This window comes from Peribacillus sp. NPDC076916 (genome assembly GCF_050269675.1).
GTDB lineage: Bacteria > Bacillota > Bacilli > Bacillales > DSM-1321 > Peribacillus > Peribacillus aracenensis.
This window is the reverse complement of the sequence record NZ_JBNNIU010000013.1, coordinates 20,123-46,292: the sequence shown is the minus strand read 5'-3', so window position 1 is coordinate 46,292 and position 26,170 is coordinate 20,123. Positions and strand designations below refer to the sequence as shown.

Genomic DNA, 26,170 nt, shown 5'->3' with positions numbered 1-26,170 from the left:
TGTCACCTCCTAATGAATTAAATTAAGTCATTACCTACTTCCTTTCAGAACGCGAAAAAACATTCTGCAACACTTTTCATGTTTAATTACGATTACAGGCCATTTTGTGCATTTTAAATTTTTATTTTATTTCAGTAAATTGACAATGTAATCTACATTAGGTAATATTCTTACTATTCATAATATAGAAATGCAGGTTTCTATATTAGAAACAATGAATAAAATTGGTGGGATATAATGATTACTTTAATTACAATTGGTCAGACTCCTAGACATGACTTGATGAAAGCGTTTAATTTAGGAGGTGTTATGGATGTTCAACTAATTGGTGCACTTGATAAAGTTTCTCTAGATGAAATTAATATGTTAGAAAAACTGTCTGGTGAAGAAAAATTATACGTCGTACTGAAAAATGGAATGGCGAATATTAATCACGAAATTATTGAACAAAAAGTTGGAAAATTAATAAAAGAATATGCGGATTCTTCTGAGGCCATTGCGCTGCTATGTATGAGCGAATTTAAATGTACATCTAATCAAACTGAAATAATTTATCCAATTAATGAAATGAAGGAAAAGGTACAAGATATAAAGCATAATGATACAACAATAATATTTGTCCCTATTAAGGAACAGTTGGAATCAGCAAAAATTAAATGGGACAGTGTGGAGGGAAAAAAACATTTTGTAGCTGTTCATCCTAAATCTGAAAGTGTACTGGATGAAATAAACAGGGAGATTAATTTGTATAATTCAAACCATGTAATTTTGGATTGCTATGGGTATGAATATGAATTGGTAGATGAAATTGAAAAAGAACATCATTGTACTTGCTATAACGCTCAAGATTTAGTTGTTAAAAAAGTTAAGGATATTACAAATGAGTAGTCAGGATATACTATCAACTTTAGATAAAGGGTTACAAGTAATAACGTATCTATCGATAATAAACAGACCAATATCCATTGGAGAATTATCGAAGGAAATGAATATAAATAAATCAACCATGTTCAGAGTATTAAAAACCTTACAAAAAAGAGGCTTTGTTTTCCAACAAGACAATGGTGATTATAGCTTACGAGTTGAGGAATTTAATATAATTGTTGATCGTTTTGATCAAAACGAAGCTTTGCAGCGTATATTAAGGTCCGAACTAGAAAAATTATCTAAACAATGTGCAGAGACCGTGACACTATCTGTTCTAGTAGATGAAAAAGTGGAATGTATTGATAAAATAGATAGTCATGAATCCGTACATGTCACCCATATCATTGGAAGATATTCCCCTTTGCACGCTGCAGCATCTGGGAAAGTAGTTTTGGCTTTTATTCCTCAACCAAAGATAGATACTATCATAAATGGAAAGGAATTAGAAAAGTTTACAGATTCCACAATAGTATCAGTGAGAATACTTGAAAAAGAATTAATAGAAATAAAGAAGAATGGTTTTGCAGTTAGTCACGGGGAATTAGATTTAGGCATCAGTGCAGTTGCAGCACCTATATTCTCAAAAACCGGAAAAATCATAGGATCTGTAAGCATATTAGGAATAAGTCAAAAATTCACGGAAGAAATAATAAATGACTTTGCAAAAAAAGTTTTAGACGCATCAAGTAAGATGTCTTTATTATTGAAATAATTAATGAGGTGAAGAAATGGAATTAATAAACAAGGAAAGATTATGGGGAACAATTCATGAATTAGCGGCAATAACTATTGAGCAGCAACCTTGGACAAGAAGGTCCTTTACTGCAAAGTATAATGAAGGTCGAGAATGGTTGATAAATCAAATGAGAGATATAGGTTTAGAAGTAGAAGTGGATGAAGCATCTAATGTAATTGGGCGATTAATTGGAACAGAACCTAATCTGCCTCCTATTGTTATTGGTTCTCATACGGATACCGTTCCAAATGGCGGAAGATTTGATGGAATCGCTGGTGTTCTAGTAGGTTTAGAGATTGTAAGATCATTAAAGGAACAAAATATTCCAATTAAACATACGGTTGAAATTGTCGATTTTACCGCTGAAGAACCATCTGAATACGGGCTATCTACAGTTGGGAGTCGTGCGTGGTCTGGTAATTTAACAGAGGAAATGCTGTCTTACACCAATTCTGAAGGGCAATCATTAACAGACGCTATATCATATGCGGGGGGAAACCCGAAAGAAATACACAAGTGTAAAAAAGAGAAAGATTCAATCGCTTTATACCTAGAATTGCACATTGAACAAGGACCTGTGTTATTAAAAAAGAATGCCAATTTAGGAGTTGTGACAGGGATTGTAGGAATTCAGCGCTATAAGGTTTCTGTAGATGGAATACCAAATCATTCTGGAACAACACCAATGGATATGAGAAATGATGCGCTAACAGCAGCATCTGAAATGACACTTTCTTTGGAAAAAGAGGCCAATGAGAAATTTGAGCAGCCTGTTGTTGGAACTGTTGGCGTATTTAATAATTTCCCTAACGCTTCGAATGTGGTCCCTGGTAAAGTAGAATTTGCAGTTGAAATTCGTAGTATTTCTGAAGACGTTATTGACAAAGTAGCCAATGAATTTTTATTAAAGGTTAATTCAATAGCAGATAAGAGAAATGTTAAAGTGAGGACTGAAAATATTTCTCGTTCTAAATCAATAGTAGTAAGGGATGAAATTAAAAATTTATTAAATAAATCATGTAGATCTATAACTGATAAAGTGATTGAATTACCAAGTGGAGCAGGTCACGATGCAAATCAAATGTCATTGTTAGCACCAGTAGGGATGATATTCATACCATGTAAAGATGGTAGAAGTCACTGTCCAGAAGAATGGGCAGAGAAAGAAGATTTATATTTAGGAGCAAAGGCAATGTTAAATGGTGTTCTGGAATTTTCAAAATAGGTTTTTAAAAACCATTTTTCATTATTAAATGATTAATGGTTTTTTTGTTGTTTAGGTAAATGCATTTATTGTGAGAGGCAAGAAAAATTCATGTTAGTAACCGGTCAGTTACCCTCCCCGCCGGTGGGGCACTTGAATATTTTCGACAGTCAAACCAACGTTTATTACTTTAAAAGATGCATTTTTAACATAGGAGAGTACTTAATTTAATCCTGTTAGAAAAGTATCTATACTAAGAAAAACGGGTGTTTGCATAGAATACATATAATATCAAGGAGGAGTTGTATAAATAAATTATCCATTTCCAAATTCATATAGAAGAAAGTAATATGATAGCCGTTAGATTTACCTACTAAGAGACTAAGATAAATTAAAAGTCCTCAAGCCTTATATCGTTCATAGATTTTGTCAGATGAAAAAATTATTAGTTCAATTTATTAGCAAGATTTTCTATGAAATTCCCTATCAAAGTTTGCCCTAATAAGCAAATAGGTGAACAACTTGTTACGTTTATATGGGGTTTAATTGGCCTTAGCTTGTTATGGGGTTCCGTTTGTTATTATGAAGTTTTTGCTCCCAGCATCAGGTATTCGGTGGATTGTGTTTCGCTGCTGTAGAGGGGGGACTTGAGCCAGAAAAGCAAACTTCCCCGCATCGTAATACAGCCACAAAAATGGAAGGTAAACAAGAAGCTGCAGCTTCAAGAGAACCAGTCAAACACCTAACGCACTGGGAAGTCCAAAAGAAGATGAGCTAAAGTATTACCTTCCATATCCGTTAAACGTTCGGAGGGCAGGAAACCCTATTAGTTATTCAAGGTAAAGGTGGACATGGATCCTCTCCACATCTAGCAAATGATGCCATTGTTGCAGCAAGTTCATTCGTCATGAATGTACAAACAATCGTTAGCCGCCGTATCAACCCATTTGATACAGCTTCGATTACCATTGGTAATTTTGATGGAAAAGGTACATTCAATGTAATCAAAGATGCAGTTACAATTGAAGGAGATGTTCGAACAATGTCTCCTGAGACTCGAGAAATCATACAAACACAAGTGCGTATCTTTGCGGAAGGATTAGAAAAATCATATGGAGTAAAATCTATTCTTGAATATATCAATGACTATCCTGTTCTATATAATGATCCTGAAGTAACTGAACATGTACGTCAAGCTCTAGAACATGCATCCATACCAGAAGTTGAAGCTATTTTGGAAACACTCCCACAGCCACCTTCAGAAGATTTTGCCTACTACCTTGAAAAAGCAGCATTCCTGAAATGAATAAAAATGAGTTTTGGGTATCAAAAAGACATCTGGGTATGATTAAAAGGTTCTGGTGCAAATATGACCTGTTAGAAACATAGAATCTCAAAATCCTTTTCATCTATGAATTATGTGGTTACTCCAAATAATTTATGTATAAGTTAAGTTCAATCTCGCTTTGGACAGACTTCACCCCTTCTTGAAGTTGTCCTTTGTTCAGCATTTGCATCACTTCCACCTCACAGATGATTTGTTCGGCTTAAAGTTATTTTATTTGCAAAACCTGTTTGCATGCTTTCCTCACATATACATCTTCCTTCAAACATTGTGGCTCTTGTTCACCTGCTCTTCATTCCTGGATGGATTCATTGTGGAAAGCATTCAGATAATGGACTCCCTTGCTATCCATTAAAGTTACACAAAAATTATCGTCGTTTAGCATTCCCGCAACCCCATTTCCTCGATATTTTTTATACGTACTACCCTAAGTTTCCAAGGAATTTCGAGAAGCTGGGGAATCCATAACAGCTAGATTAAGGTTTTACATTCATTTTTCCCCTTTCTTCATTGAACATATAAGAATCTTTTTCTCTGTCTGATATTTATTTTTGGTGAGGTACAGGCTAATCTCTATCAGGGAAAAGGGACTTCAGAAGGCATTTGAGTTTAATATTGCTTTGCTTGAAGACGAATAAACTCTATTCTAGATGGCCAAATTAAATATACATTGACAGCTGACACCGAAAAGGGATAAGCAAAAGAACATGTATAATCACTGCTAGCTGGGAGTAGTAAGGTGACCTGTTTCTAAGTCCTAACCACACAATGAATCTAAAATATCTGAACTTTATGTGGTTTGATCGATAACTGAGTGATATTATTCATTACATTTTAAAATAAAGATGTTTCTTCATTTTGCTGGCTTCCGGGGAAGTGAATTTTGAAAAAGAGGTTGAGCTAATGAATGTAAAATGTATTAAAAAAGCTCGAATGGGTATAGGCCTAGGGGCTACTTCAGCTGTTGCTTGGGGAATAGATACAGTGGTAATTGGCGTTATAATCGCAAGTTCACCTTTTAAACAGGAGATTGTACTTGCACCAATTATAGCCGCTTTCATGCATGACTTTTTCTCTGCTTTATGGGTATCCTTATTCATGATTGTAAAAGGTGAATATATTAATGTATTAAAGTTGTTTAAAACAAAGAGTGGTGCGATTTTAGTTTTAGGGGCATTGTCAGGCGGACCTTTGGCAATGACCTTTTATTTTCTCGGAATTCAATATTTAGGAGCAACTTATGCCGCAAGTATTTCCTCTATATTTCCTGGTATAGGAGCTGTGCTGGCTTTCACTTTTTTGAAGGAAAAAATGAACAGAAGAACTTGGTTCGGTGTTGTTTTAAGTATCATCGGAGTGATTATATTAGCATATATGCCATCGAAGTTTAACGTCGATAGTCACTTTTTCATTGGAATATTGTTTTCATTAGGGGCCGCCATATTTTGGGGGCTAGAAGGGGTAATCGGTGCTTGGGGAATGAAAGGAAAAGAGGTCGTTCCCCTATATGCCATTAATATAAGACAGATGACCTCTGCACTATGTTATGGGCTATTTATTGTATCATTTATTCATGGCTATCCTTTAGTACTTGAAGCAGCATCATCAAAGATAGTATGGTTAATAGTCATTGCAGGTTTATTAGGGGCTGCTAATTATTCTTTATACTACATGTCCATTAATTTAATCGGTGCTGCTAGAGGTCAGTCTCTTAACAATACTTATGTTTTTTGGGCTATCGTAACCGAAATTATATTTATAGGTACTCCAGTTAGCTTACACTTTGTAATAGGCGCGGTAATCGTACTTTTCGGTTCTATTCTCGTTTCAGGAAATCTAAAAGAGTCAAATAGGTAATTAGTATATCTAATGAAGAGGGGTTTAAGACAACGAGCTGGAAGGATGCCTTAGCAATACATTAATTTTCTTCAATAATATCGCCCGTTCTGTAAGGTCGTTATTAGTAAAGGATAACCTAAAAAGGAAACTTTGATAAAAGCCCCCTTATTTTGCATAGCAAAGATTTTAGGCTTTCCTTCTTCTCAAGAACAATAGACAACGATGCTTTTTATCATTAGACAGAAACAAAAAAGCACTCGCAAACCGCCACTACTAGGTGGTTTGCAGGTGCAATATTTCATTTACTACAGTGCTTTCGAATACTGCTCATTTGTATTCGGTTTTACGTATGTTTCATTCTTCGTGTATATGGTTAGACCAGTTGTATTTTTGTAATATTTAGGGAAGAAAAAGCTGAAAACATATCCAAAAATAAAGGAGCTAAAGAATGCTACCATACTAACCACAAATGGTGTTAAGCTTGTTTTTTGTACAAAATAAGCGGTGATGGCACTTAATATCAGACCAAACCAGACACCTGGTGTATTGGCGCGCTTGGTGAATATCCCAAGTGCAAAGATCCCAGCGATTGGCACACCGAACAATCCAGTTATCGCCAAAAACAGATTCCACGTTTCTGCACGGTTCGTCGATACTAAATAAAGGGATACTCCCACTCCGAGAAGACCAGCAATAATAATCGCTAGACGTGCAAGCCTGACATCACTTTTCCCTTGGTCTTTGCCAAAGAAACGTTGTTTGAAATCGGTAACGATACATGCCGAAATACTATTTAAGCTAGATGAAATAGTAGATTGACAAGCAGCAAAAATCGCTGCAATGATTAAACCTGCTATCCCTACAGGAAGACTTGTAACAATAAAATATGGAACGACAGCAGAAGTATTGAAACCAGCGGGTAATGCTTCAACGTTTTGATAATAGCTATAGAGAACCGTTCCCATTCCATAGAAGATCGGAATTGTAATCAAGGCCAATATACCATTTGTCCATAATGATTTGTTGGTTTCTTTAATAGAGCTTGTTGTTTGATAGCGTTGAACCACATCTTGACTCGCAGTATATTGATGTAAGCTATTAAAAATCGAGCCTAAAAAGATAATCGGAATAGCCGCTGCTGCACCTCCAAATTCAAAGTTGTCTGATGTGATAAACTTTCCATCTTTTGCTGCATCATGGATGATAGTAGATAATCCGCCATCAACCAAGAAGATTCCCAAAACGACAACTAAAATGGCACCGCCAAGTAGTAGGATCCCCTGAATTACATCGCTCCAAATAACCCCTTCTATACCACCGAGGAATGTATAAATAATACATAAGATTCCTACCGCAGCTGCGATTAAAACGGGATTGATATCAGAAACAGAGGCAATCGCAAGTGTAGGTAAATACACAACAATGGCCACACGACCGATATGGAATAGAATGAATAGCAAACTACTAATGGTCCGCATGGAGACTCCAAAGCGATCTTCTAAATATTCATAAGCAGTTGTTACATTCAATTTCCTGAAAAAAGGTATATAGAAATAAATCAAAACAGGAATTATTGCAAAAATGGCTAAGTTACCAGCTGCATACGACCAATCTGTCAGGAATGCCTGCTCTGGTGTAGACATAAAAGTGATCGCACTAAGCGTTGTTGCATAAATACTGAAACCTGCTGCCCATGCCGGAATTTTTCCGCTAGCAGTAAAAAATGCATCCGTGTTTTTGCCCGCCCGCTTCGTAAAATAAATACCGACCGCAAGCATTGCAAGCAGATAAACAATTAAAACAATCCAGTTAACTGTACCAAGACCTACTTTATCCATTGTACTTCCCCCTTTAGTTAAAAACTTGCAATCTTCGATTCCGAAAAAAAAGCACGAATACTAAAGCGTTTTCAAATCAAGCTGAAAATCCTTAACAATGAAAGTGAGCCTCCCGCCATATTACTACAAGCAGGAGTTTACTAGTTTTCTAAAAAAGGCCTATTACAAATTGAAATCTTCCACTAACTTCTTCACTTCAGCAATCTTGCTGCTGTCAAACGGACTCATCGGTTTTTTGCAGGTTCCCGCATCGATGCCCTTTTGATTCAATACTTCTTTCAACGTTTGATACAGTCCAAGTTCCAATACCTTCTCAATCAAGTCATTTGTTTCATGCTGCACTTCATATGCGGCTTCAATTTCTCCTTCATGACAGAAATCCATGATTTTTCTAGCACGTTGTCCATTGATGTTGTATGTACTGCCAATCGCACCGTCCACCCCAGAAATAACACCGTAAATCAACATTTCATCGAATCCGGAATAGATTAGTTTGTTTGGATATCTTTTACGCAAACGCTCTAACATGTAAAAGTTTCCGTCCGTATATTTGACACCAATTACTTTTTCATTTTGGAAAAGCTCATCAAACTGTCTCATATCCATTGATACACCCGTTAAGGCAGGGATCGCATAAATAATCATATTGTTATCCGTTGCTTCAATGATTGTTTTATAGTAATTCTTAATTTCATCGAAGCTAAAACGATAATAGAATGGTGTGACCGCTGATAAACTATCATATCCAAGTTTTGTAGCATATCGCCCGAGCTCCACTGCCTCATTTAAATTGAGGGATCCAACTTGGGCAATGAGCTTAACCTGTCCATTATTTTCCTCACTAACAATCTTAAAGATTTGTTTTTTCTGTTCAGTGGATAGCATGAAGTTTTCTCCAGAGCTTCCATTGACATATAATCCATCGATTTTTTGTACATCGATGTTATTTCTTACAACCTGACGCAATCCTTGTTCTTTAATGTTGCCACTTTCATCAAATGGAACGAGCAATGCTGAAAATAAACCTTTCATATTGTATTCCTCCTTGTAAATTTAATCAGACAATCTTTGACATCATACTGATACTCTTGCATATTGCTAAAGTCAATAATCAAAGATATAATATTGTCAGACCAATTTTTAATATATGTTCATCATAAAAACGTTTTATTTAAATGTCAACTATTTTCGTAAGGGGGTTTCATTTGGAATTTTCTCTTATGTTATGATGAAATAAAAGCGTCATAGAACATTTAAGAGGTGAATGACTTGTCTATCCAAAAGGAATCATTAGTTGATATTGCAATCAAAAGGATTAAGGACCATATTACAACAAGCGGTCTGAAACCGAATGATAAATATTTATCGGAAAAGGAACTTATCAGCCAGCTGCAAGTAAGCCGGACCGTCGTCAGAGAAGCATTAATTTCGTTGCAGTCAATTGGAATCGTAAACATTAAGCCTGGAGGCGGCGTATATATTGGTGATCCAAACCTGGATACCATCAAAGAAATTTTAAAACATCATTATGATACCTATGGTGTTAAATTAAGGGAATTGACGGAGCTCAGGAAAGTGATTGAGCTAGGAGCCTTAAGGCTTATCATTGAAAATGATATCGATGTGGATTTTTTGCAACTGGAAGAAATAAATGAATCCTACTATAAAGCGATCATCCAAAAGCAGGACACAAGAAAAGACGACCGTTTATTTCATCAGACTTTAATCAAAATGACACACAACGAAACATTTTACAGCTTCAGTGAAATTATCCATGAATACTTTTCATTAACGAAAATCGATCTTGTTCAAAAAGAAGCAAAGCTCATCAAATCCTATCACCAACATACTGGGATGATCGATGCATTAAAAGAAAAAGACTTGTCAATAGCACAGAAAATTATGACCCTGCATTTTGAACCTGTGTTCGAATTTATCAATCAAATGGAGGACAAAACAAGAGATGGAACCTATTAATTTATCGGAACGCAAATCGCTAAAGCAAACGGTGATCCAGGAAATCAAACAATACATTATTGATCATCAAATAAAGGCAGGTGACAAATTACCGACTGAACGTAAATTTATGGAGGTCTTTGGCGTTAGTCGATCCGTCGTTCGCGAGGCATTGAGCTATCTAGAAAATACGGAGGTCATTCGTGTTCGCCAAGGGCAAGGTGCCTTTCTAAATGAATCCAATATTGAAAACCTATTAAATAATTTTTTCTTCCTTTGGCAAATTAATAATGGAAATATCCGTGACATTTTGGGATTGCGGGTCATTTTTGAAGCCAGTGCAATTGATGAAATTATTATGAAAGATCGGACAGAGGAAATAGCATCACTTGAAAAAATGGTAAAGAAAAATATGCAATCAACAACTGTGGAAGCATATAGGGAAGCTGACATCCTGTTCCACAAGCAAATTCTAAAGGCAACCCAAAACCAACTATTCATCCAAATGACCAGTATGATTACAAGTTATTTTTTCCAGGTCCAGCACATTCATATGACAGTAGCTGAATACAAGGCTTCGATGGATGAACATATGGAAATTGTAAAAGCGCTAAAGGAAAAAGATGCTGCAAAAGCAAAATCGATACTGACAAAACATATTAACAATGCAAAGGCCTAAGGAGGTAGCGATGGCTTATTTATCCATTGATATTGGTGGAACATTTATTAAATTTGCCCTGATTGATGAACAGCAGCAATTGATCCACCAACAAAAAACAGCAACCAAAGAGAATCTTGATCATGCCATCTTAAAGCAAGTAGAAGAAATCGTCATAAATGCAATGTCTAGGTATACGATTTCCGGTATCGGGATTAGCACAGCGGGAATTGTCGATCGGGATAAGGGGAGAATCATCTATGCCGGCCCAACTATTAAAAACTATCGTGGAACTAATTTTAAAAAATATATAAGTGATACATTCCATTTACCTGTCCATGTTGAAAATGATGTGAATGCCGCATTGCTCGGAGAACGTTGGAAAGGGGCAGCAATGAACGATCAAGATGTTTTTTGCATTACATTAGGAACAGGTATTGGCGGGGCATACTATCATGAAGGGTTAATGGTCGGGAGTTATCATCAAGCCAATTCTGTCGGCTACTTACTGTATGATTCGGAAACGGAAACCAATTTTGAAATGAAGGCATCGACTTCCGCCTTGAATGCTAGAATTCAGTCAGAGCTTGGTGACGATTTAACAGCAAAGCAAGTGTTTGATCGTGCCAAACAAGGCGATAATACCTGTAATACCGTTATTGCTTCCTGGGCAAGGGAAGTTGCAAAGGGACTCGCACAAATCATTTTGATTGTCGATCCAAGCTCCATCATTATTGGGGGCGGTATATCTGCACAAGGGCCATTTTTATTGAAATATATCCAACAGTTTATTCCACAATATTTACCTATTAACTTTATGAAAACCAAAATAAAGGTTGCAAAGTTAGGTAACGATGCTGCACTATATGGTGCTGTTTACCCATTTTTCAGGGAGGAATCAACATGTTAAATCAAGTAAAAGAAGAACTAATCGTGTCTTGCCAGGCACTACCTGAGGAACCTTTACATAGTCCATTCATTATATCCAAAATGGCACTAGCCGCGATGGAAGGCGGAGCTAAAGGAATCCGCGCAAATACAAAAGAAGATATATTAGCGATAAAAAATGAAATAGTTTTGCCTGTTATCGGCATTGTAAAAAGGGATTATGAAGATAGTGATATCTTTATTACGGCAACACACAAAGAAATAGATGAATTGATTGAAAGTGGTTGTGAGATGATTGCCGTGGATGCAACCCATCGCATTCGCCCAAATGGTATTTCACTGCAGGAGCTTATCCATTATGCCAAAGAAAAGGCACCAAATGTCGAACTTATGGCAGATATCGCGACAGTAGAAGACGCCATACAAGCTGAAAAATTGGGATTTGATTGCGTATCGACTACCCTACATGGATACACAGCAGATACCTCTGATCATAAACTATACCATGACGACTTTTCACTTTTGAAAAATATCTTGGATCAAGTCAGCATTCCTGTCATCGCAGAAGGCAATGTCATGACACCGGAAATGTATAAAAGGTGTCTGACACTCGGCGCACACTCGGTTGTTGTTGGTGGTGCCATCACTCGTCCTCGTGATATCACACGCCGATTTGTGGAATGTAAATAATAGGGGAACATTCAGCCAATTTACTAAGGCGTTAAAGTGGTGTGACTGTTCAAGGTTACTGAAAAACACTTCTAAGTAATTCGTGTAGAAAAATATTTTTTAAATCAACAAAGCCGTATCAGCTATTGTTATGTGGTACGGCTTGTTTTCTTTCCTCTTATTCTTTAGCCTATAAAATAGAATATCCCAATAATTGAATATCCTTAATAGGGGTAGAAGTGCAATTTATCTAAATAATAGAAATTGTACTGGCCCATGCTTAAGAATCAGTTCTTTTTATTTTGAAAGTCGTTAATCCGGATTCATGCTGGTACAGCGGTTCTGATTGCAGCAATCATTACGAAATACACTATAAAAATTTCCTGGAAGGGTTGGATAGTTACATTCGGTGAAACACTAAACGAACTTAAATTTTCCATTATCACAATAGCCTCTGTTGTAGGATACGCTTATGTAACAAACTCTTCAGGAATGTGCACATCTATGGGTATGGTATTGGCGAAAACAGGACTTTTATTCCCTTTCTTCTCTCCTATACTAGGCTGGCTAGGAGTGTTCATTACTGGTTCTGATACTTCAGCCAACTTACTATTTGGTAACATGCAAAAAGTTACAGCTACTTCAATAGGCATGAATCCAGTGCTCGCAGTGGCAGCGAACTCTTCAGTCGGAGTTACCGGAATGATGATTTCGCCAGTAGCTTGCGCCGCAGTAGGCCTAGCAGGGAAAGAATCTGATTTGTTTCGCTTCACTATAAAGCATAGTATTATACTGGTTATTATTGTTGGAATCATGACATATTTACAGAATGGGGTGTTATCCTGGATGATTCCTTAAGTAAGATTGCAAAGCAAATATCTTTATTTAGAGTCAATATGAGTTGATAAAAATAAGAAAAACACCATTTAAAAGTCGCAAGTATGTCAAACGACTTTAAGGTGGTGTTTTTTTTCATAGGAAATGAAAGGTAGCCTTCTGAGTTGACGATCATAATAGTTAGGTAGATCAATTTAGAACAAATACCTATCTTCGTGAATAATAAAGGCTTAGCTGGCGCAACGACCAGATAAGAAATTATCAAAGATTTTATATAGAATAAACTGCCAATGGGGAAAAGCATCAAATATGGATAGAAAACCGATCGGGCTTCGACTTAACCTGATAATGCAAAATCACTAATGCTGTGTTTTACATTGGATCAGACATACCTGCATTTGGGGTTACTTCATTTTAGTCAATAGTTTAACATAACAACCTTTGGAAAAGATGGAGGTTGTTTTTATGTAATTAAAAATAACAGATTTCAGATTATTATTTACAACTGTCTTAAAGTTATTGCACCCCGACCAGATTACAAATAATCTAATTGATTCAAAAGACCTGGAATTATCTACTTAAAAGTTACGCAATACATCAGAATGTTACAGTAACCAGTTTAAGAATAATGCAAAATGGGTTAATTTGTTAACATATTTTCACTGATTTTCCTGTTTATAATAGCATTAAATTCGAAAGTGGAAAAAATGGATAATCTGATTTGTCCACAGTTTTATATAAAATAAAAAAGATGATTATGGAGGAGATACTAAATGGAGACTATTGTACAAAATAACACTAATACTATTAAATTCAAAAAAAAATATGAGCCGATTATCAACGGTGAAATGGTAGAGCCTATAAATGGATATATTGATGTGGTTGATGCGGCTTCTGGTAAATTTCTTTCACAAATTGGGCGTGGAGGGAATGAAGATATAGATCGTGCTGTAAAAGCAGCAAGAGCAGCATTTCCTGTATGGTCTAAGACAACAATTGAAAAACGGGCTCTGCTACTTAACAAAATTGCCATCTTTTACTTTTATTTTTTTCTGTATAACAGGGAATTTGTAGAGGGGAAAATACTTGAATATCAATCATCCTGGAACTCCTTGTATTCCTTGAGGTCCTTGATGAACAGGAGGACAACAACAGATCCTATTGAAGCAGCGAGGACAGCAAAAATTAAAATTAGATGACATAAAATTCACCTCCTTTCTATTAATATATTTTTTGCTTTTTAATATTGCTTGAATGTTTGTCCATATAGTTTTAACTAAAGAAATATAGCTTTTACTAGCGTTCTAATCTTGTTCCGGTATTAAGTTTCTCCCTGGATGAATTGTTAGGCATTTTCGCAATGTTTCTTGTGTGTAACATTAGACCATCTTTCCTTGTTCATCTAAACTGCCCCTTTAGTTCAAAGAAATCCAACAACACCTTAAACAGAGCTTCAACAAAAAAATAGCCCCTACTCAATACGAGTAAGGGCATTAAATCGTACACTTAGGGGGTAGCACAATAATATCATAGCCCCCATTCAATAACAAAATATTCCTATTTAATAAAAAAACTCTTCTCGATTTTGAGAAGGGTATCAAGAGAAAGAGATGGTTTTCCAAGGTTATTGAAAGTGTATTCATTCAATTAATTTATATTCATTCTACAAAGCAAAAAAGCCCCTACTCACCAGAAGTAAAGCTATTGCTAGTAAACCATTCAAATGAAAAAGTTAAGATGGTCTATATGGAGGACTCATGGCCAATGTCTAAAATAGCCCTTAGACCACCATACTATTGCTACCCAAGTTACGTGCTGAATTATCCAATAATCTAAAAAATAACAGAAAAAAAGACTTCTATGGGTTTGACAACTTTAAATTTTGTTCAAGAATCTCCAAAAATGATTTATTCCCGTCCATGCCTATACAATCAATGACTACATCTGCCCCGCCATGGGTGAATTCTTCAAATTCTCACCCATATCTGGATATCTGTAAATTTAAAAACCTCAACATTGCTCAATATTTTGCATGTTTAATCCGATAATCTAAATAATTAACAGCTATCACACGTTCTGCCTCTTTCATCATATGCAATTTTTTTGACGGTGGAAATGCATATTGTAGATAATGGCGCGTTAATGAAACAACTAAAAAAAGCTTAATTTCTTAATTTAATACTGAGAAATTGAGCTTATTTATATTGGGATTTCCTAACATGTCCGTTTTATTGGTAGGTGGCGGTACCCCTTTTAAGATTTTTTAACTTATATTAGAGAGGGCCTTTTACGTATAGTGGCCCTGGCAAATGGAATGGAAGAATAACATATAATCCAATCGATTCCCGGTAAGGAGAAGAACTTTCTCAGTAAGTGGTTTAACAAGCGGAGCAGAAGCCCGACTAGTGTGTTTCCTTTTATCTTCGAGGAGCTTAGGGATTGGTTATGTTTACTGTCCGATGTAAATAAAACAAGATCTCGGGAAATGCTTAGCTCCTGACTTGAACCTGCAAATGTCTGAGAAAAGTTACTTTAGAAGGGTTATCATATTACCGGATACTTTAAAAAGTAAAATACGTGGTCGTGTTACCGTAAATATTTATTAGTCAGTATATAACGTTTTTATTATTTCTCTAATGGCGGGTAATGGTTGTTATAGTGCATCCCAGAAAAAGTGTAATGATTATATAGAAAATACTAGGTCAATGTGTGTAACGGTGTATATCGAAACACACTGTTGACTAGTTTTTACTCCGAAGTCATATTCGTATGTTTACCTATTACTGGGTGTATACACTATTTTCCACTTTCGATTAAACACCAGAAATCACTGTGCCAATGTCGCTCTAACCGACTAACATTTTACTCGTTAGTTATTTTTTCCCACACGTAATGTGTATGAGTATTAAATGCTTTAATACATCCTTCTACATCACGTTTATATAAAGCATCTAATATAGGCTTATGAAGTTTTGCAATTTCATCTAAATTATCAAAATAAATTTGGCTTGTTATATACCAGATTCGATTCGATACCGCACTTAAATCTTCCCATACCTGGTACATATAATCATGATCGGCTAGTTTATAAATATGGCTATGAAAAGCTACATCTATTTCTCTAACTTTCTCAAGGTCACCATTTTTACCTGCTTTAAGCATTTCTTGATATAAATCACTAAGTTCTCTTAAATCTTCATCTTTTATTTTTTGTATAGCTCTTGCTATAGCTAAGGGCTCTATTGCTTCACGGAAGCTATAAATTTCATCAATATTCTTTTTAGAGAAGTTGGATACAAAAGTTCCTTTATGACGATGGTGAATGACGAAACCTTCTTTTCTAAGACGTGAAAGAGCTTCCCGAACTGGAGCTTGACTAACATTATAAGATTTTGCTATTTCCATTTCTATAATTCGATCTCCAGGTTTTAATTCTCCTTTAATAATTGATTCTTTTAGAAGATCACATACTTGATCAGGCAAAGAATAATTTGTAACTTTTTTTTCCATAGAAATAACACCCCTTTATTCTTTAATTATTTTTAATCTCTATAGTATTTATAGGAAGTTTACTTATTAAACTATTTCAATCTATTTTAACAATAATTAGATGATTCTAAAATATTTTGGCAATCGCAGTTAAATGTATTACTATTGATTATATATTATCGATAATAAACAGTAAACTATTTGTAATAATAATTAGAGGAAGTAAAGGAAAAAACTTATTGTGTCGAAGAGAAGTTTTTTCACAGGGTAATTTTTATTAACATTAATTTTTAAATTATTTTGACAATTAAACAAGAAGTTGCTATCTTTATTATAGATTATCGATAATCTATAATAAATAAACTATCTTCAAGGAGTGGATACGTGTAAGAGAAATTTGAATAATCGTCTGTCTAATAATAGGATCTGAAGGTAAAGTACTAAAAAGAATAATCGATTCGGGTATGTAACACATCACACATGTAAATTTTAATATTAAAGAAATACAAATATCGGTGATTTCTCAGATTAAATAGGATAAGAACTAAAATTAATTTTGAAAGCGGTTACTTTAGTGGTGGTAAAGCATGTCAAACCATCGAGAAATATAAAATCATTAATAAATTTAGTTACCAGGGGGATACTTATGAATTTATTAACAGACTCATTTGAATTTGGGTTGCATACACAGATCCATTTTGGAGTTGACCGTATTCAGGAATTACCTAGCATCATTAAAAAATATAACTATCAAAAAATACTTGTTTGTACGGATAAAGGAATTGTTGATTCAGGTACTCTTGATCGTTTAGAATCCGTTCTTAAGAGTGGAGAAGTTAATTATGAAGTATTTACTGAAGTTGAACCTGATCCGACTTTAAGGGTGGTAAAAAAAGTGGAAGAGCTCTTCATAATGAAAAATTGTGATGCCCTTATTGGATTAGGTGGTGGAAGCTCGATTGATACAGCGAAGGGGGTTTCTGTAGCTGTAGCAAATCCAGGTGATTTAAGTCTGTTTGAAGGGAAGAATCAAATTCCAAACCGTGGTCCAGATATTATTGCCATCCCTACAACGGCGGGCACTGGATCCGAAGTTACCCACGCAACTGTATTAAAGGATGAAAAAAGGAAATACAAAATGGGTATTGTTAGTGAACATTTACATCCAAAAGTGGCAATATTGGACCCTCGCTTACTTACCACTTTGCCAAAAGGATCTTCCGCGATTACGGGAATGGATGCATTAAGCCATGCCATTGAATCTTATACTTCTAATCAAGCACAGCCAATTACGGAAGCTTTAGGCTTACATGCCATTGAGCTGATTGGTAAATGGTTAAGACCATTTGTTGCAGATCGATCCAATTTAGAAGCTGCATCTAATATGATGTTGGCAAGCACCATTGCAGGGATTGCCTTTATTTGGGGTAGGATTGCGGCTGTTCATGCTTTATCTCATCCACTGGGTGGCCGATACAAAATCGCCCACGGTTTAGCCAATTCTATGATGTTACCAGTAGTTATGAAATATAATTTAAGTTCAGACTTTGAAAAGTTTAAAAATATCGCTGCTTTACTCGGAGAAAATGTTCATGACTTAAGCCTTCGAAGTGCTGCTGAAAAATCAGTGAAAGCTGTAGAAGAGTTAATTTCAGATTTAGAAATTCCAACAACTTTGAAGGATATCAACATTGAATTATCAGAGGCAGAAATTCAAGAGGTGGCACAGGAAGCGTTTGATAGTGGCATGACAAATGCAAATCCTAAAAAAGTTTCTGTTAAAGATTTAGTTTCCATCATCAATTCTATTAAATAAGGGGTGTAAAAATGGTAGTTGTTAAGAGTTCTCCTATTACGGTAAAAAACTATATTGGAGGCAAATGGGTTCCATCTTCAAATAACCAGACTTACAAAAGGGAAAATCCAGCGAATATTAAGGAAATTATTTGGATAGCTCCAAATTCTACGGAAGAGGATGCAAACAATGCTGTCGATGCAGCTCAAGAAGCATTCAAATCCTGGTCTAAAATGTCTCCTATTAATCGTGGTAAATACCTTTATCGCTTTGCCGAAATTTTAGAATCACAAAAAGATGAGGTAGCAGATTTATTGACAAAAGAACAAGGTAAACCATTTAGTGAATCTTTAGGAGAAGTAAATAAAACTATAAGCGAGGTTCGTTTCACAGCTGGGGAAGCATCAAGGTTATCGGGAGAGACTTTACCTAGTGAGCGTGAGAATGTAAACATTCGTACGATTAGGGTTCCTAAGGGGGTAATCGCTGCTATTTCACCATGGAATTTCCCATTGGTAACACCTTTACGAAAAATTGCGCCTGCATTAGTTGCTGGGAATACGGTTGTCTTTAAGCCAGCAAGTGTAACGGTAGGAATGGGATATAAAATAGCTGAATTATTTGAACAGGCAGGACTGCCAGAGGGTGTATTAAATTTAATAATTGGTTCAGGAAGAAATGTTGGAAACCAACTAGTCAAACACCCAAAGGTTAGAGGAGTTACATTTACTGGTTCAACAGGGGTGGGATCAAACATCTATGAACTAGCATCAAAACGTTTGATCCATGTTCAACTGGAAATGGGGGGGAAAAACGCAGCCATTATTTATGAGTACCCGGATATAGAAAAGGCCATTAATCAAATAGTTCCGGCTGCCTTTGCTGCTACAGGGCAAAGATGTACTTCTATTAGCCGAATAATCGTTAACAAGCAAGATAGAGATCGCGTAGTAGCAGCCTTAAAGGAAAAAACTGAAGCATATGTTATTGGTGATGGTTTAGACAAACAAACTACATTGGGACCTTTAGTATCTAAAGATCAGTTAGAAACTACACAAAAGTATGTTCAAATTGGTTTGGGGGAAGGGGCCACATTAATAACAGGCGGAAAAGCCTCGGATCAGGAAAAAAAAGGATATTTCTTCGAACCTACCATTTTCGCTGATGTTAAGCCTAATTCAAGAATAGCGAAAGAAGAAATTTTTGGACCTGTACTTGTCATATTGACAGCAAATAGCTTCAACGAAGCACTAGAAATATGCAATGACAGTGAATATGGGCTTGCAGCAGCTTGTTTTACCCAAAATAAATCATATCAAGATCTATTTGTTAACCAAGTAGAAGCAGGTATGATTCATGTGAATAATGGCACTATCAGTGAATCCCATGTACCATTTGGAGGTTTAAAACATTCAGCAATTGGACCTTATTCTATTGGCAGTACAGCAAAAGATTTCTTTACGGAATTAAAAGTGATTTATGATGCTAATTAATAATAGACATTTGTTATTAACATAGTAAACAAAGCAAGCACTAAGGAACATAAAAGGCAGGGCTTATTCCCAAAGAAGTTTCTCTTTACTTCATAAGCAGTGTGTTTAAAAGATTATCCGGACTAGTGCGAAAAAGGTAACGACAAAAATTTTAACCGAGATAAGTGGTCCTACGTTTTCAAAGAAGGTACGAAAATTACTCTTAGTGGGGGATTATAAAATGTCACTACAACGTAAGGATTCAGACCTGGAATTATCCAACAGTAAACCATTGTCACATGAATTAGATAAACCTACCAATGTACGTTGGCAAGTGTTTGTTGCTCTACTTGGTCTCACTACAATCAATTATATTGATCGGGCTGTTTTATCTGTCGCCATGCCAGCACTCCAAAAGGATTTAGCTTTGGACCCTGCCATTGTAGGGCTTGTACTAAGTTCCTTTTTCTGGGGATATGCCCTTATGCAAATTCCGGTTGGCTTAATTGCGGACCGTTATAGACCTGATAAATTAATAGTGGGTTCGGCACTTGCATGGGGATTGGCACAAACTTTAACTGGGTTTGTTAGTACCAGTAAAATGCTTATCTTCTTACGGGTGTTACTTGGAATAGCGGAATCACCTATGTTTCCAAGTGGATCTAAAATGCAATCCGTATGGCTAACTTCCAAAGAAAGAGGACGTGGTGCTACTTTACTTGATAGCGGTGCGTCCCTAGGAACGGCCCTTGGTGGACCTTTAACAATAGCCTTCATGGCATGGCTCGGAGGATGGCGTGGTGCTTTAATTGGAGTGGGTCTTCTTACGATCGTAATTGGCTTAATCAGTTGGAAAGTTATAAAGGGAACGCCAGAAACTAATCCAAGGGTGAACAAAGCTGAGCGAGAATATCTAAAAATAGCACATTTAGAGGAATACAACTCAGATTCCCAAGGGAAAACCCAAACGACTATGATCAAACATTACTTTAAAAATCGAAACTTTTGGTGCATGTGCCTAGGTTTTTATTCGTTAAACACGATTTTTTTCGGTCTCATGACTTGGGGACCTAATTACTTGGCAAAAACACAAGGCTTAGATATAACAACCATTGGAGGTGCGATATTGCTTATCTTTGGTGCAGGTGTTGTAGGTGAATTGACTGGGGGATGGATTGCAGACAAATGGAGGGAAAAAGGCGGTAAATTTAATACGGTTATGCATACTCTCTTAGTCATATCAGGGTTAATTAGTGCCTCTTGCATATTATTATTAACGCTCTCAACATCTCCTACCATGGCTGTTACTTTACTGTGTATCGCATTATTCTTCCTACGGTGGGCTGGCTTGTATTGGAGTGTTCCAGCCACCATTGCCCAGCGTGAACACGTTGGTACGATAGGAGGATGTATGAATTTTGCAGGGAACATGGCTGGTGTCATCACTCCTATTGTAATCGGTTTTATTGTATCGTTTACAGGTTCATATTTTATGGGACTGGTTTTATTTAGTATCTTTGGTTTAATCTTAGCTGGAGCATCCCTTTTTATTGACTTTACTAAGAAAGTAGAAGCGATATAACTAGATCATGAGTTCCTTTTGTTATGAATAGAAAGAGAGAGCCCTTTATTTAGCCCTTTGTTTATGTAAACCTTGCGATTGTAAGAGTAGTAACTATTTTTTTAGATAACAAGTTAAAAATGTAATCAGGTGAGTCGCTTGTTTTACGAAAGGGACCTCCTTATAAAAACATCTATCTATTTTTTATTCTTATCTATATTTTTGATAGATGGATAGATGATATTTCATTATTTCAAATTATCGATAATCTATTATTGATAAAATGGATAATTTGATGGTTGTAACATCTTTTACTAACAAGAAAGGGGAATATATATGCAAATAACAGAAACTCAACAAAATTGGAGAGATCTTGCAAGAGATTTTGCCAAACGTAAATTAGAACCTGCAACTGAATGGCTAGAAGGCAAGAAGTTTTGGGATAATGCAAAAAAATTAGCCGATCACGGATTTTTAGGCTTAACTCTTCCGGAAAAATATGGAGGAATGGGTTTGGATTTATTTGACGCATTACTGATCATCGAAGAATTATGCAGGGTGTGTCCAACTAGCGGGCGTCATGCTTATCATGCAAGTATGGGTATTGCTTCATATATTAATCATTTAGGTAATGAGGAACAAAAGAAAAAATATTTACCAATGGTAACATCCGGGAAATTGTTTGTTGCACTTGGAATGAGTGAACCAGAAGCAGGCAGTGCAGCAACTGATTTAACTACAACAGCCATTAAAGAAGGAGATTACTTCCGTTTAAATGGTTCAAAAGTTTTTATTAGTGATGCTCATCTTGCTGATGTATTTGTTGTCTATGCTCGATTCGGAAATACAGGACGTACGTCAGATATAGGCGCACTCTTAGTAGAACGTGGAACTCCTGGTTTTACGGTAGGACCGAAAGAAGAAAATATGAGCGGTGAAATACAATGTGCTTTATATTTTGAAGATGCCCTGGTACCAAAAGAAAATGTCCTTGTAACAGATAACGCCTTCAAAAAGTTAATGGGAGTATACAATGGTGTGCGTTTAGGGTTTTTAGCCCAAACCATAGGGATTACACAAGCTGCTTTTGATCGCACAATCAATCATGTAAAACAACGTAAACAATTTGGTAAGGAAATTTGTGAATTTCAAGGGTTGCAATGGTTGATATCCGATATGTATGTCCAACTTGAAGCTGCTCGTACTTTACTTTATCGTGCAGGGGAAGCGGCATCTGACAATAAACCTGATAAAAATGCAGTTAGTGTTGCCAAACTGTTTGTAGCTGAGGCTGCTCAAAAAATCACTGATACATGCATTCAACTTCATGGTGGCTATGGATTTTCTAAGCAATATCCACTCGAATGGTATTATCGATGTGTTCGTTCTGCCTCAATTGCGGGTGGTACGTTACAAGTTCATAAGACCATGTTAGCTTCAGATGTACTTGAAAAAAAATTCAACCAACGACAATAGTAATGTAAAAGTACTTAAATATTGAAGTCCTTGAGGAATTTTAATCAAGAAAACTAGGAGGTAAATGGGATGAGCATAGCATCTTACAACCAAATTAGTAACTCCAAAGTAGTTTCTGTTGAAGAAGCAGTTAAAAATATACCAAGTAATGCGTCCATTACGATTGGTGGTTTAATCTCGATCTTATGTCCAGAAAAAGTTCTAGCTGCGCTTGAGGAACGTTTTTTAACTGAAGATGAACCTAAAAATCTATCTGTTATTACACCAGTCAGAGTAGGATGGGACCCTAAAAGAAGGACAGGACTTGAGCATTTTGCTCACAAAGGCATGTTAAAACGCCTAATAAGCGGTAGCTTTCATATTAAAGAAAATCAAAAAGTGGCAGGCATGGTTCGTAACAATGAAATAGAGGCGTACAATTTTTCTATGGGGACCTTATTTCAATTAATTAGATCAATTGCAGGAGGGCATCCAGGGCTCTTGACAAAAGCTGGTTTACATACCTATGTGGACCCTAGATATGATGGAGGCAAATTAAATGAGCATACAAAAGATGAGCTTGTTCGGTTGCTTGAGATTGATGGAGATGAACATTTATTCTACCCGTCTTTCCCAATAGACGTGGCAATAATAAGAGGTACTACCGCCGATGAAAGTGGAAATATTACCTTAGAAGAAGAACCGGCGACGTTAAGTGGACTGGAAATGGCCATGGCAGCAAAGGCTAATGGGGGATATGTCATTGTTCAAGTTAAGCGTGTGACCGGAAAAAATACCCTTCACCCTCGTTCGGTAGAAATTCCCGGTATTTTGGTAGATGCCATAGTAATAGACGAAGAACAAAAACAAAGTCTACTTCCAGATTATAACCCTAGCTGGACAGGAGAAATTAAACAGCCTATTAGTCAATTAAAAAAACACTTACCATTAGATGCTAAAAAGGTGATTCTTCGCAGAGCAGCAAAAGAAATTGTTCCAGGAGCTATCGTTAATTTAGGAGTAGGTATTCCTGTAGATTTACCTCAATTGGCTCTGGAAGGAGATTTCTTCAGGGAAATTACCTTTTCTTTAGAGCATGGGGCTATTGGTGGTGTTCCAATGGGGGTAGAAGTATTTGGAGCTCATAATAACCCAGAGGCTTTTGTAACTTCACCTCAAATCTTTGATTTTTATCAAGCCGGGGGATTATCTGCAACCCTTCTAGGATTTGCACAAATTGATGGTAGTGGAAATGTAAACGTAAGTAAGTTTAATGGTATCTACCGGGGTTCCGGTGGATTCATCGATATTACTCATAAAACTCCGAAAATTATCTTTTGTGGGACATTAACAAGTGGAGGGCTAAAGGTATCTGTGGAAGAAGGTAAGATAAAAATCGAAAAAGAGGGACGATATAAAAAATTTATCCAATCCATCGAACATATGACCTTTAACGCTAATCAAGCTTTGAAAAAAGGACAAGAAATTCTGTATATTACGGAACGCTGTGTTTTCCGTTTAGAGGAGAAAGGCTTGGTCCTTATTGAACATGCACCCGGGATTGATGTGAAAAAAGATATACTTTCGAATGTGGATTGTGAAATTACTATTTCTTCTAATCTAAAGTTGATGGAGCCATCGATTTTCATGGAATCTAAAAATGAAGTTTTAATGGAAAGGGTGTAACGGAGTGTCTTACTTAAAAATTGGTCGAATCATTGAAACGGATGTATTAGTTGTGGGAGGTGGTGGAGCTGCAGCAAGAGCTGCTCTTTCTTCGGTCGAATCGGGTGTAAGTGTTCGAATCGCTGTAAAATCAAAATGGCTTGGGAGTGGCTCTACTGCAACAGCATTTTCGGAATTGTTAGCGATTGCGGCAGCGATTGGCCATGCAGATGAACGAGATCATCCTGAAATCCACTATGAAGATACGTTAGATGCTGGAAGAGGTTTTATTGATCCTGAACTTGTTTGGACACTTGCCTCAGAAGTTCCTGATCGTATACAAGATCTTAGGAACATAGGGTTAAACTTTGATAAAGAAGAAAACGGAAAGCTAGTACAAGGTATGAGTGATTTTGCCACATATCCAAGAACATGCCGTGTAAATGGCGTAACAGCACGTCACATTTTAGTTGCGCTAGCAAAGCAAATTAAAAAACATAACGTGCCTATTGATGAAAATATTATGGTGTTTAAATTATTAATCGATAAAAACAAAAGCATTTCAGGAGCACTTGGTATAAATAGGGATACAAAAGAGATCATTCTTTACAAAACACCGTCCATTATCCTTGCGTGTGGAGGGGCTCATCATGTTTATAAATATGGTGTAGGGACTCCAGATATGACCGGAAATGGATATGCAATGGCCTATGAACTAGGTATCCCTCTCATCAATATGGAATTTATTCAAATCGGACCAGGAGTGATTAATCCTTCCATCACATTATTATCTGGACCGGTGTGGAAGCCGAAACCTATACTCACAAACATCAATGGAGAAAATATTCTCAAAAAGCATGTACCTCCACATGTCAAACTTGAGGATGTTTATAACCATAAAGTATTTCCATTCACCATTTCAACAGCTGCGTTTTACTTAGATACTTCCATTCAGAAAGAAATGGAGTTAAATCCCACCCCTAACGGGGGAGTTTGGTGTACGATGCCTGATGGTTCTGAAGGCATTGTAGAACAAAAAATGCCAAAGACAAAAGGTGTACTGAATTCAAAAGGGATTGATGTGTTTAAAGACCAGTTCGAGATAGCGCTTGTAGCTCAGTGTATGAATGGAGGAGCCTTAATCGAAAGCCCAGATGGTACCACAAATATATCCGGTTTATTTATCGCAGGGGAAACAGCAGGAGGTGTGCGTGGTCCGGACCGTCCTGGTGGAAACTCTCTGGCCGAGGGACAAGTTTTTGGATACCGTACTGGAAAAGCAGCTGCCGCTCATGCAGACAAAAAAGAAATTACTGAAAATCCTGAAAAAGAATCCCTAGCTGTATTAGATGATTTAAGCGAATTAATTTCAATCAGCAAAGGAGAAAAGGAACTTAATGATGCCATCCATTTACTTAAAGAAACTATGTATAAAAATTGTTTGGTTATCCGTAACGATAAGCGCTTGAATGTAGCGCTTACACTTATTGATGAACTCGAGCGTTCTATAGTAAATGGAGATTTTAATATTGATGAGAGTAATCTCCTTACTGCCATTGACCTTAAACATATGCTCGTCACTTCCCGAGCGATTGTAATCTCTGCAAAAGCACGTACAGAAAGTAGAAGTTGCCATTATCGAGAGGATTACCCTGAAAAAGACGATTTAAATTGGATAAACAGTATTTATGTCACTCAATTAGATGGAGAAATGCAAATAAATACTCGACAATGGCCAAAGAAACGAAAAAGTGAAGTACAGCTATGATTGTGAAAGCCTTAATGTAGGGGAGCTTCATATCAATCGGATAGTATTCCTTTTAAAAGTTGGCAAGG

The 26,170-nt window shown here is 36.4% G+C and carries 18 protein-coding genes and 3 pseudogenes; 17 read left to right on the top strand and 4 right to left on the bottom strand.

What is annotated here, in order from left to right; genetic code table 11:
• Nucleotides 1-237 precede the first annotated feature (237 nt).
• The 5 genes and pseudogenes from ACQKFG_RS23770 to ACQKFG_RS23750 all read left to right on the top strand — a co-directional run bounded on the left by ACQKFG_RS23770 (nucleotide 238) and on the right by ACQKFG_RS23750 (nucleotide 6,069).
• Entirely contained in the window at nucleotides 238-888 is a 651-nt protein-coding gene (locus ACQKFG_RS23770) for an AroM family protein (RefSeq protein ID WP_427563429.1), read from the top strand.
• Nucleotides 881-1,639, top strand: a complete 759-nt coding sequence (locus ACQKFG_RS23765) for an IclR family transcriptional regulator (protein ID WP_427563427.1) — start codon at nucleotides 881-883, stop codon at nucleotides 1,637-1,639. Before ACQKFG_RS23770 ends, ACQKFG_RS23765 begins: the two co-directional genes overlap by 8 nt.
• Nucleotides 1,640-1,655: 16 nt before the next feature.
• Nucleotides 1,656-2,888, top strand: a complete 1,233-nt coding sequence (locus tag ACQKFG_RS23760; RefSeq protein ID WP_427563425.1) for a M20 family metallo-hydrolase — start codon at nucleotides 1,656-1,658, stop codon at nucleotides 2,886-2,888.
• 805 nt (nucleotides 2,889-3,693) lie between these two features.
• Nucleotides 3,694-4,155, top strand: a pseudogene (locus ACQKFG_RS23755) (peptidase dimerization domain-containing protein); the annotation flags it as partial.
• A 933-nt stretch (nucleotides 4,156-5,088) separates the two neighbouring features.
• A complete protein-coding gene (locus ACQKFG_RS23750) occupies nucleotides 5,089-6,069 on the top strand; it encodes a DMT family transporter (protein ID WP_427563423.1) in 981 nt (326 codons plus the stop codon).
• Nucleotides 6,070-6,356: 287 nt separating this feature from the next.
• Here the strand turns inward: ACQKFG_RS23750 and ACQKFG_RS23745 are convergent, their stop codons facing one another.
• Nucleotides 6,357-7,889 (bottom strand): sodium:solute symporter, encoded by a 1,533-nt coding sequence (locus tag ACQKFG_RS23745; RefSeq protein WP_427563421.1) that lies wholly within the window; start codon nucleotides 7,887-7,889, stop codon nucleotides 6,357-6,359.
• Nucleotides 7,890-8,051: 162 nt separating this feature from the next.
• Entirely contained in the window at nucleotides 8,052-8,921 is an 870-nt protein-coding gene (locus ACQKFG_RS23740) for an N-acetylneuraminate lyase (protein ID WP_427563419.1), read from the bottom strand.
• 237 nt (nucleotides 8,922-9,158) lie between these two features.
• Here ACQKFG_RS23740 and ACQKFG_RS23735 point away from each other — a divergent pair, with 237 nt between their 5' ends.
• The 6 genes and pseudogenes from ACQKFG_RS23735 to ACQKFG_RS23710 all read left to right on the top strand — a co-directional run bounded on the left by ACQKFG_RS23735 (nucleotide 9,159) and on the right by ACQKFG_RS23710 (nucleotide 14,096).
• Nucleotides 9,159-9,866, top strand: a complete 708-nt coding sequence (locus ACQKFG_RS23735) for a FadR/GntR family transcriptional regulator (protein ID WP_427563417.1) — start codon at nucleotides 9,159-9,161, stop codon at nucleotides 9,864-9,866.
• Complete coding sequence (locus ACQKFG_RS23730; protein ID WP_427563415.1) at nucleotides 9,853-10,524, top strand: FadR/GntR family transcriptional regulator; 672 nt, start codon at nucleotides 9,853-9,855, stop codon at nucleotides 10,522-10,524. The genes ACQKFG_RS23735 and ACQKFG_RS23730 overlap by 14 nt, the downstream gene beginning before the upstream one ends.
• 10 nt (nucleotides 10,525-10,534) lie before the next feature.
• The gene (locus tag ACQKFG_RS23725) at nucleotides 10,535-11,413 is read left to right on the top strand and encodes an ROK family protein (RefSeq protein ID WP_427563413.1); all 879 of its coding nucleotides are present in this window, start codon (nucleotides 10,535-10,537) and stop codon (nucleotides 11,411-11,413) included.
• Entirely contained in the window at nucleotides 11,407-12,081 is a 675-nt protein-coding gene (locus tag ACQKFG_RS23720) for an N-acetylmannosamine-6-phosphate 2-epimerase (protein ID WP_427563411.1), read from the top strand. Before ACQKFG_RS23725 ends, ACQKFG_RS23720 begins: the two co-directional genes overlap by 7 nt.
• Before the next feature lie 306 nt (nucleotides 12,082-12,387).
• Nucleotides 12,388-12,918 (top strand): annotated as a pseudogene (locus ACQKFG_RS23715) (L-lactate permease); the annotation flags it as partial.
• 752 nt (nucleotides 12,919-13,670) lie between these two features.
• Nucleotides 13,671-14,096 carry an aldehyde dehydrogenase family protein gene (locus ACQKFG_RS23710; protein WP_427563409.1) on the top strand — a complete coding sequence of 142 codons (426 nt, stop codon included), beginning with the start codon at nucleotides 13,671-13,673 and terminating at the stop codon, nucleotides 14,094-14,096.
• Nucleotides 14,097-14,767: 671 nt separating this feature from the next.
• Here the strand turns inward: ACQKFG_RS23710 and ACQKFG_RS23705 are convergent.
• Both ACQKFG_RS23705 and ACQKFG_RS23700 read right to left on the bottom strand, forming a co-directional pair.
• Nucleotides 14,768-14,980 (bottom strand): annotated as a pseudogene (locus ACQKFG_RS23705) (glutathione-dependent formaldehyde dehydrogenase); the annotation flags it as partial.
• 779 nt (nucleotides 14,981-15,759) lie between these two features.
• Nucleotides 15,760-16,407: a GntR family transcriptional regulator gene (locus ACQKFG_RS23700; protein WP_427563407.1), complete on the bottom strand. Its 648-nt coding sequence runs from the start codon at nucleotides 16,405-16,407 to the stop codon at nucleotides 15,760-15,762.
• Between the two features lie 625 nt (nucleotides 16,408-17,032).
• Here ACQKFG_RS23700 and ACQKFG_RS23695 point away from each other — a divergent pair.
• The 6 genes from ACQKFG_RS23695 to ACQKFG_RS23670 all read left to right on the top strand — a co-directional run bounded on the left by ACQKFG_RS23695 (nucleotide 17,033) and on the right by ACQKFG_RS23670 (nucleotide 26,102).
• Complete coding sequence (locus tag ACQKFG_RS23695) at nucleotides 17,033-18,202, top strand: iron-containing alcohol dehydrogenase (RefSeq protein WP_427563405.1); 1,170 nt, start codon at nucleotides 17,033-17,035, stop codon at nucleotides 18,200-18,202.
• Between the two features lie 11 nt (nucleotides 18,203-18,213).
• Nucleotides 18,214-19,674 (top strand): aldehyde dehydrogenase family protein, encoded by a 1,461-nt coding sequence (locus ACQKFG_RS23690; protein WP_427563403.1) that lies wholly within the window; start codon nucleotides 18,214-18,216, stop codon nucleotides 19,672-19,674.
• A 220-nt stretch (nucleotides 19,675-19,894) separates the two neighbouring features.
• Nucleotides 19,895-21,235 carry an MFS transporter gene (locus ACQKFG_RS23685; protein ID WP_427563401.1) on the top strand — a complete coding sequence of 447 codons (1,341 nt, stop codon included), beginning with the start codon at nucleotides 19,895-19,897 and terminating at the stop codon, nucleotides 21,233-21,235.
• Between the two features lie 315 nt (nucleotides 21,236-21,550).
• A complete protein-coding gene (locus ACQKFG_RS23680; RefSeq protein WP_427563399.1) occupies nucleotides 21,551-22,690 on the top strand; it encodes an acyl-CoA dehydrogenase family protein in 1,140 nt (379 codons plus the stop codon).
• 69 nt (nucleotides 22,691-22,759) lie between these two features.
• Nucleotides 22,760-24,355, top strand: coding sequence for an acyl CoA:acetate/3-ketoacid CoA transferase (locus tag ACQKFG_RS23675; RefSeq protein WP_427563397.1), 1,596 nt, complete (start codon nucleotides 22,760-22,762; stop codon nucleotides 24,353-24,355).
• A gap of 4 nt (nucleotides 24,356-24,359) precedes the next feature.
• On the top strand, nucleotides 24,360-26,102 hold the full coding sequence (locus ACQKFG_RS23670) for an FAD-binding protein (protein WP_427563395.1): 1,743 nt from the start codon (nucleotides 24,360-24,362) through the stop codon (nucleotides 26,100-26,102).
• The last annotated feature ends 68 nt before the right edge of the window (nucleotides 26,103-26,170 follow it).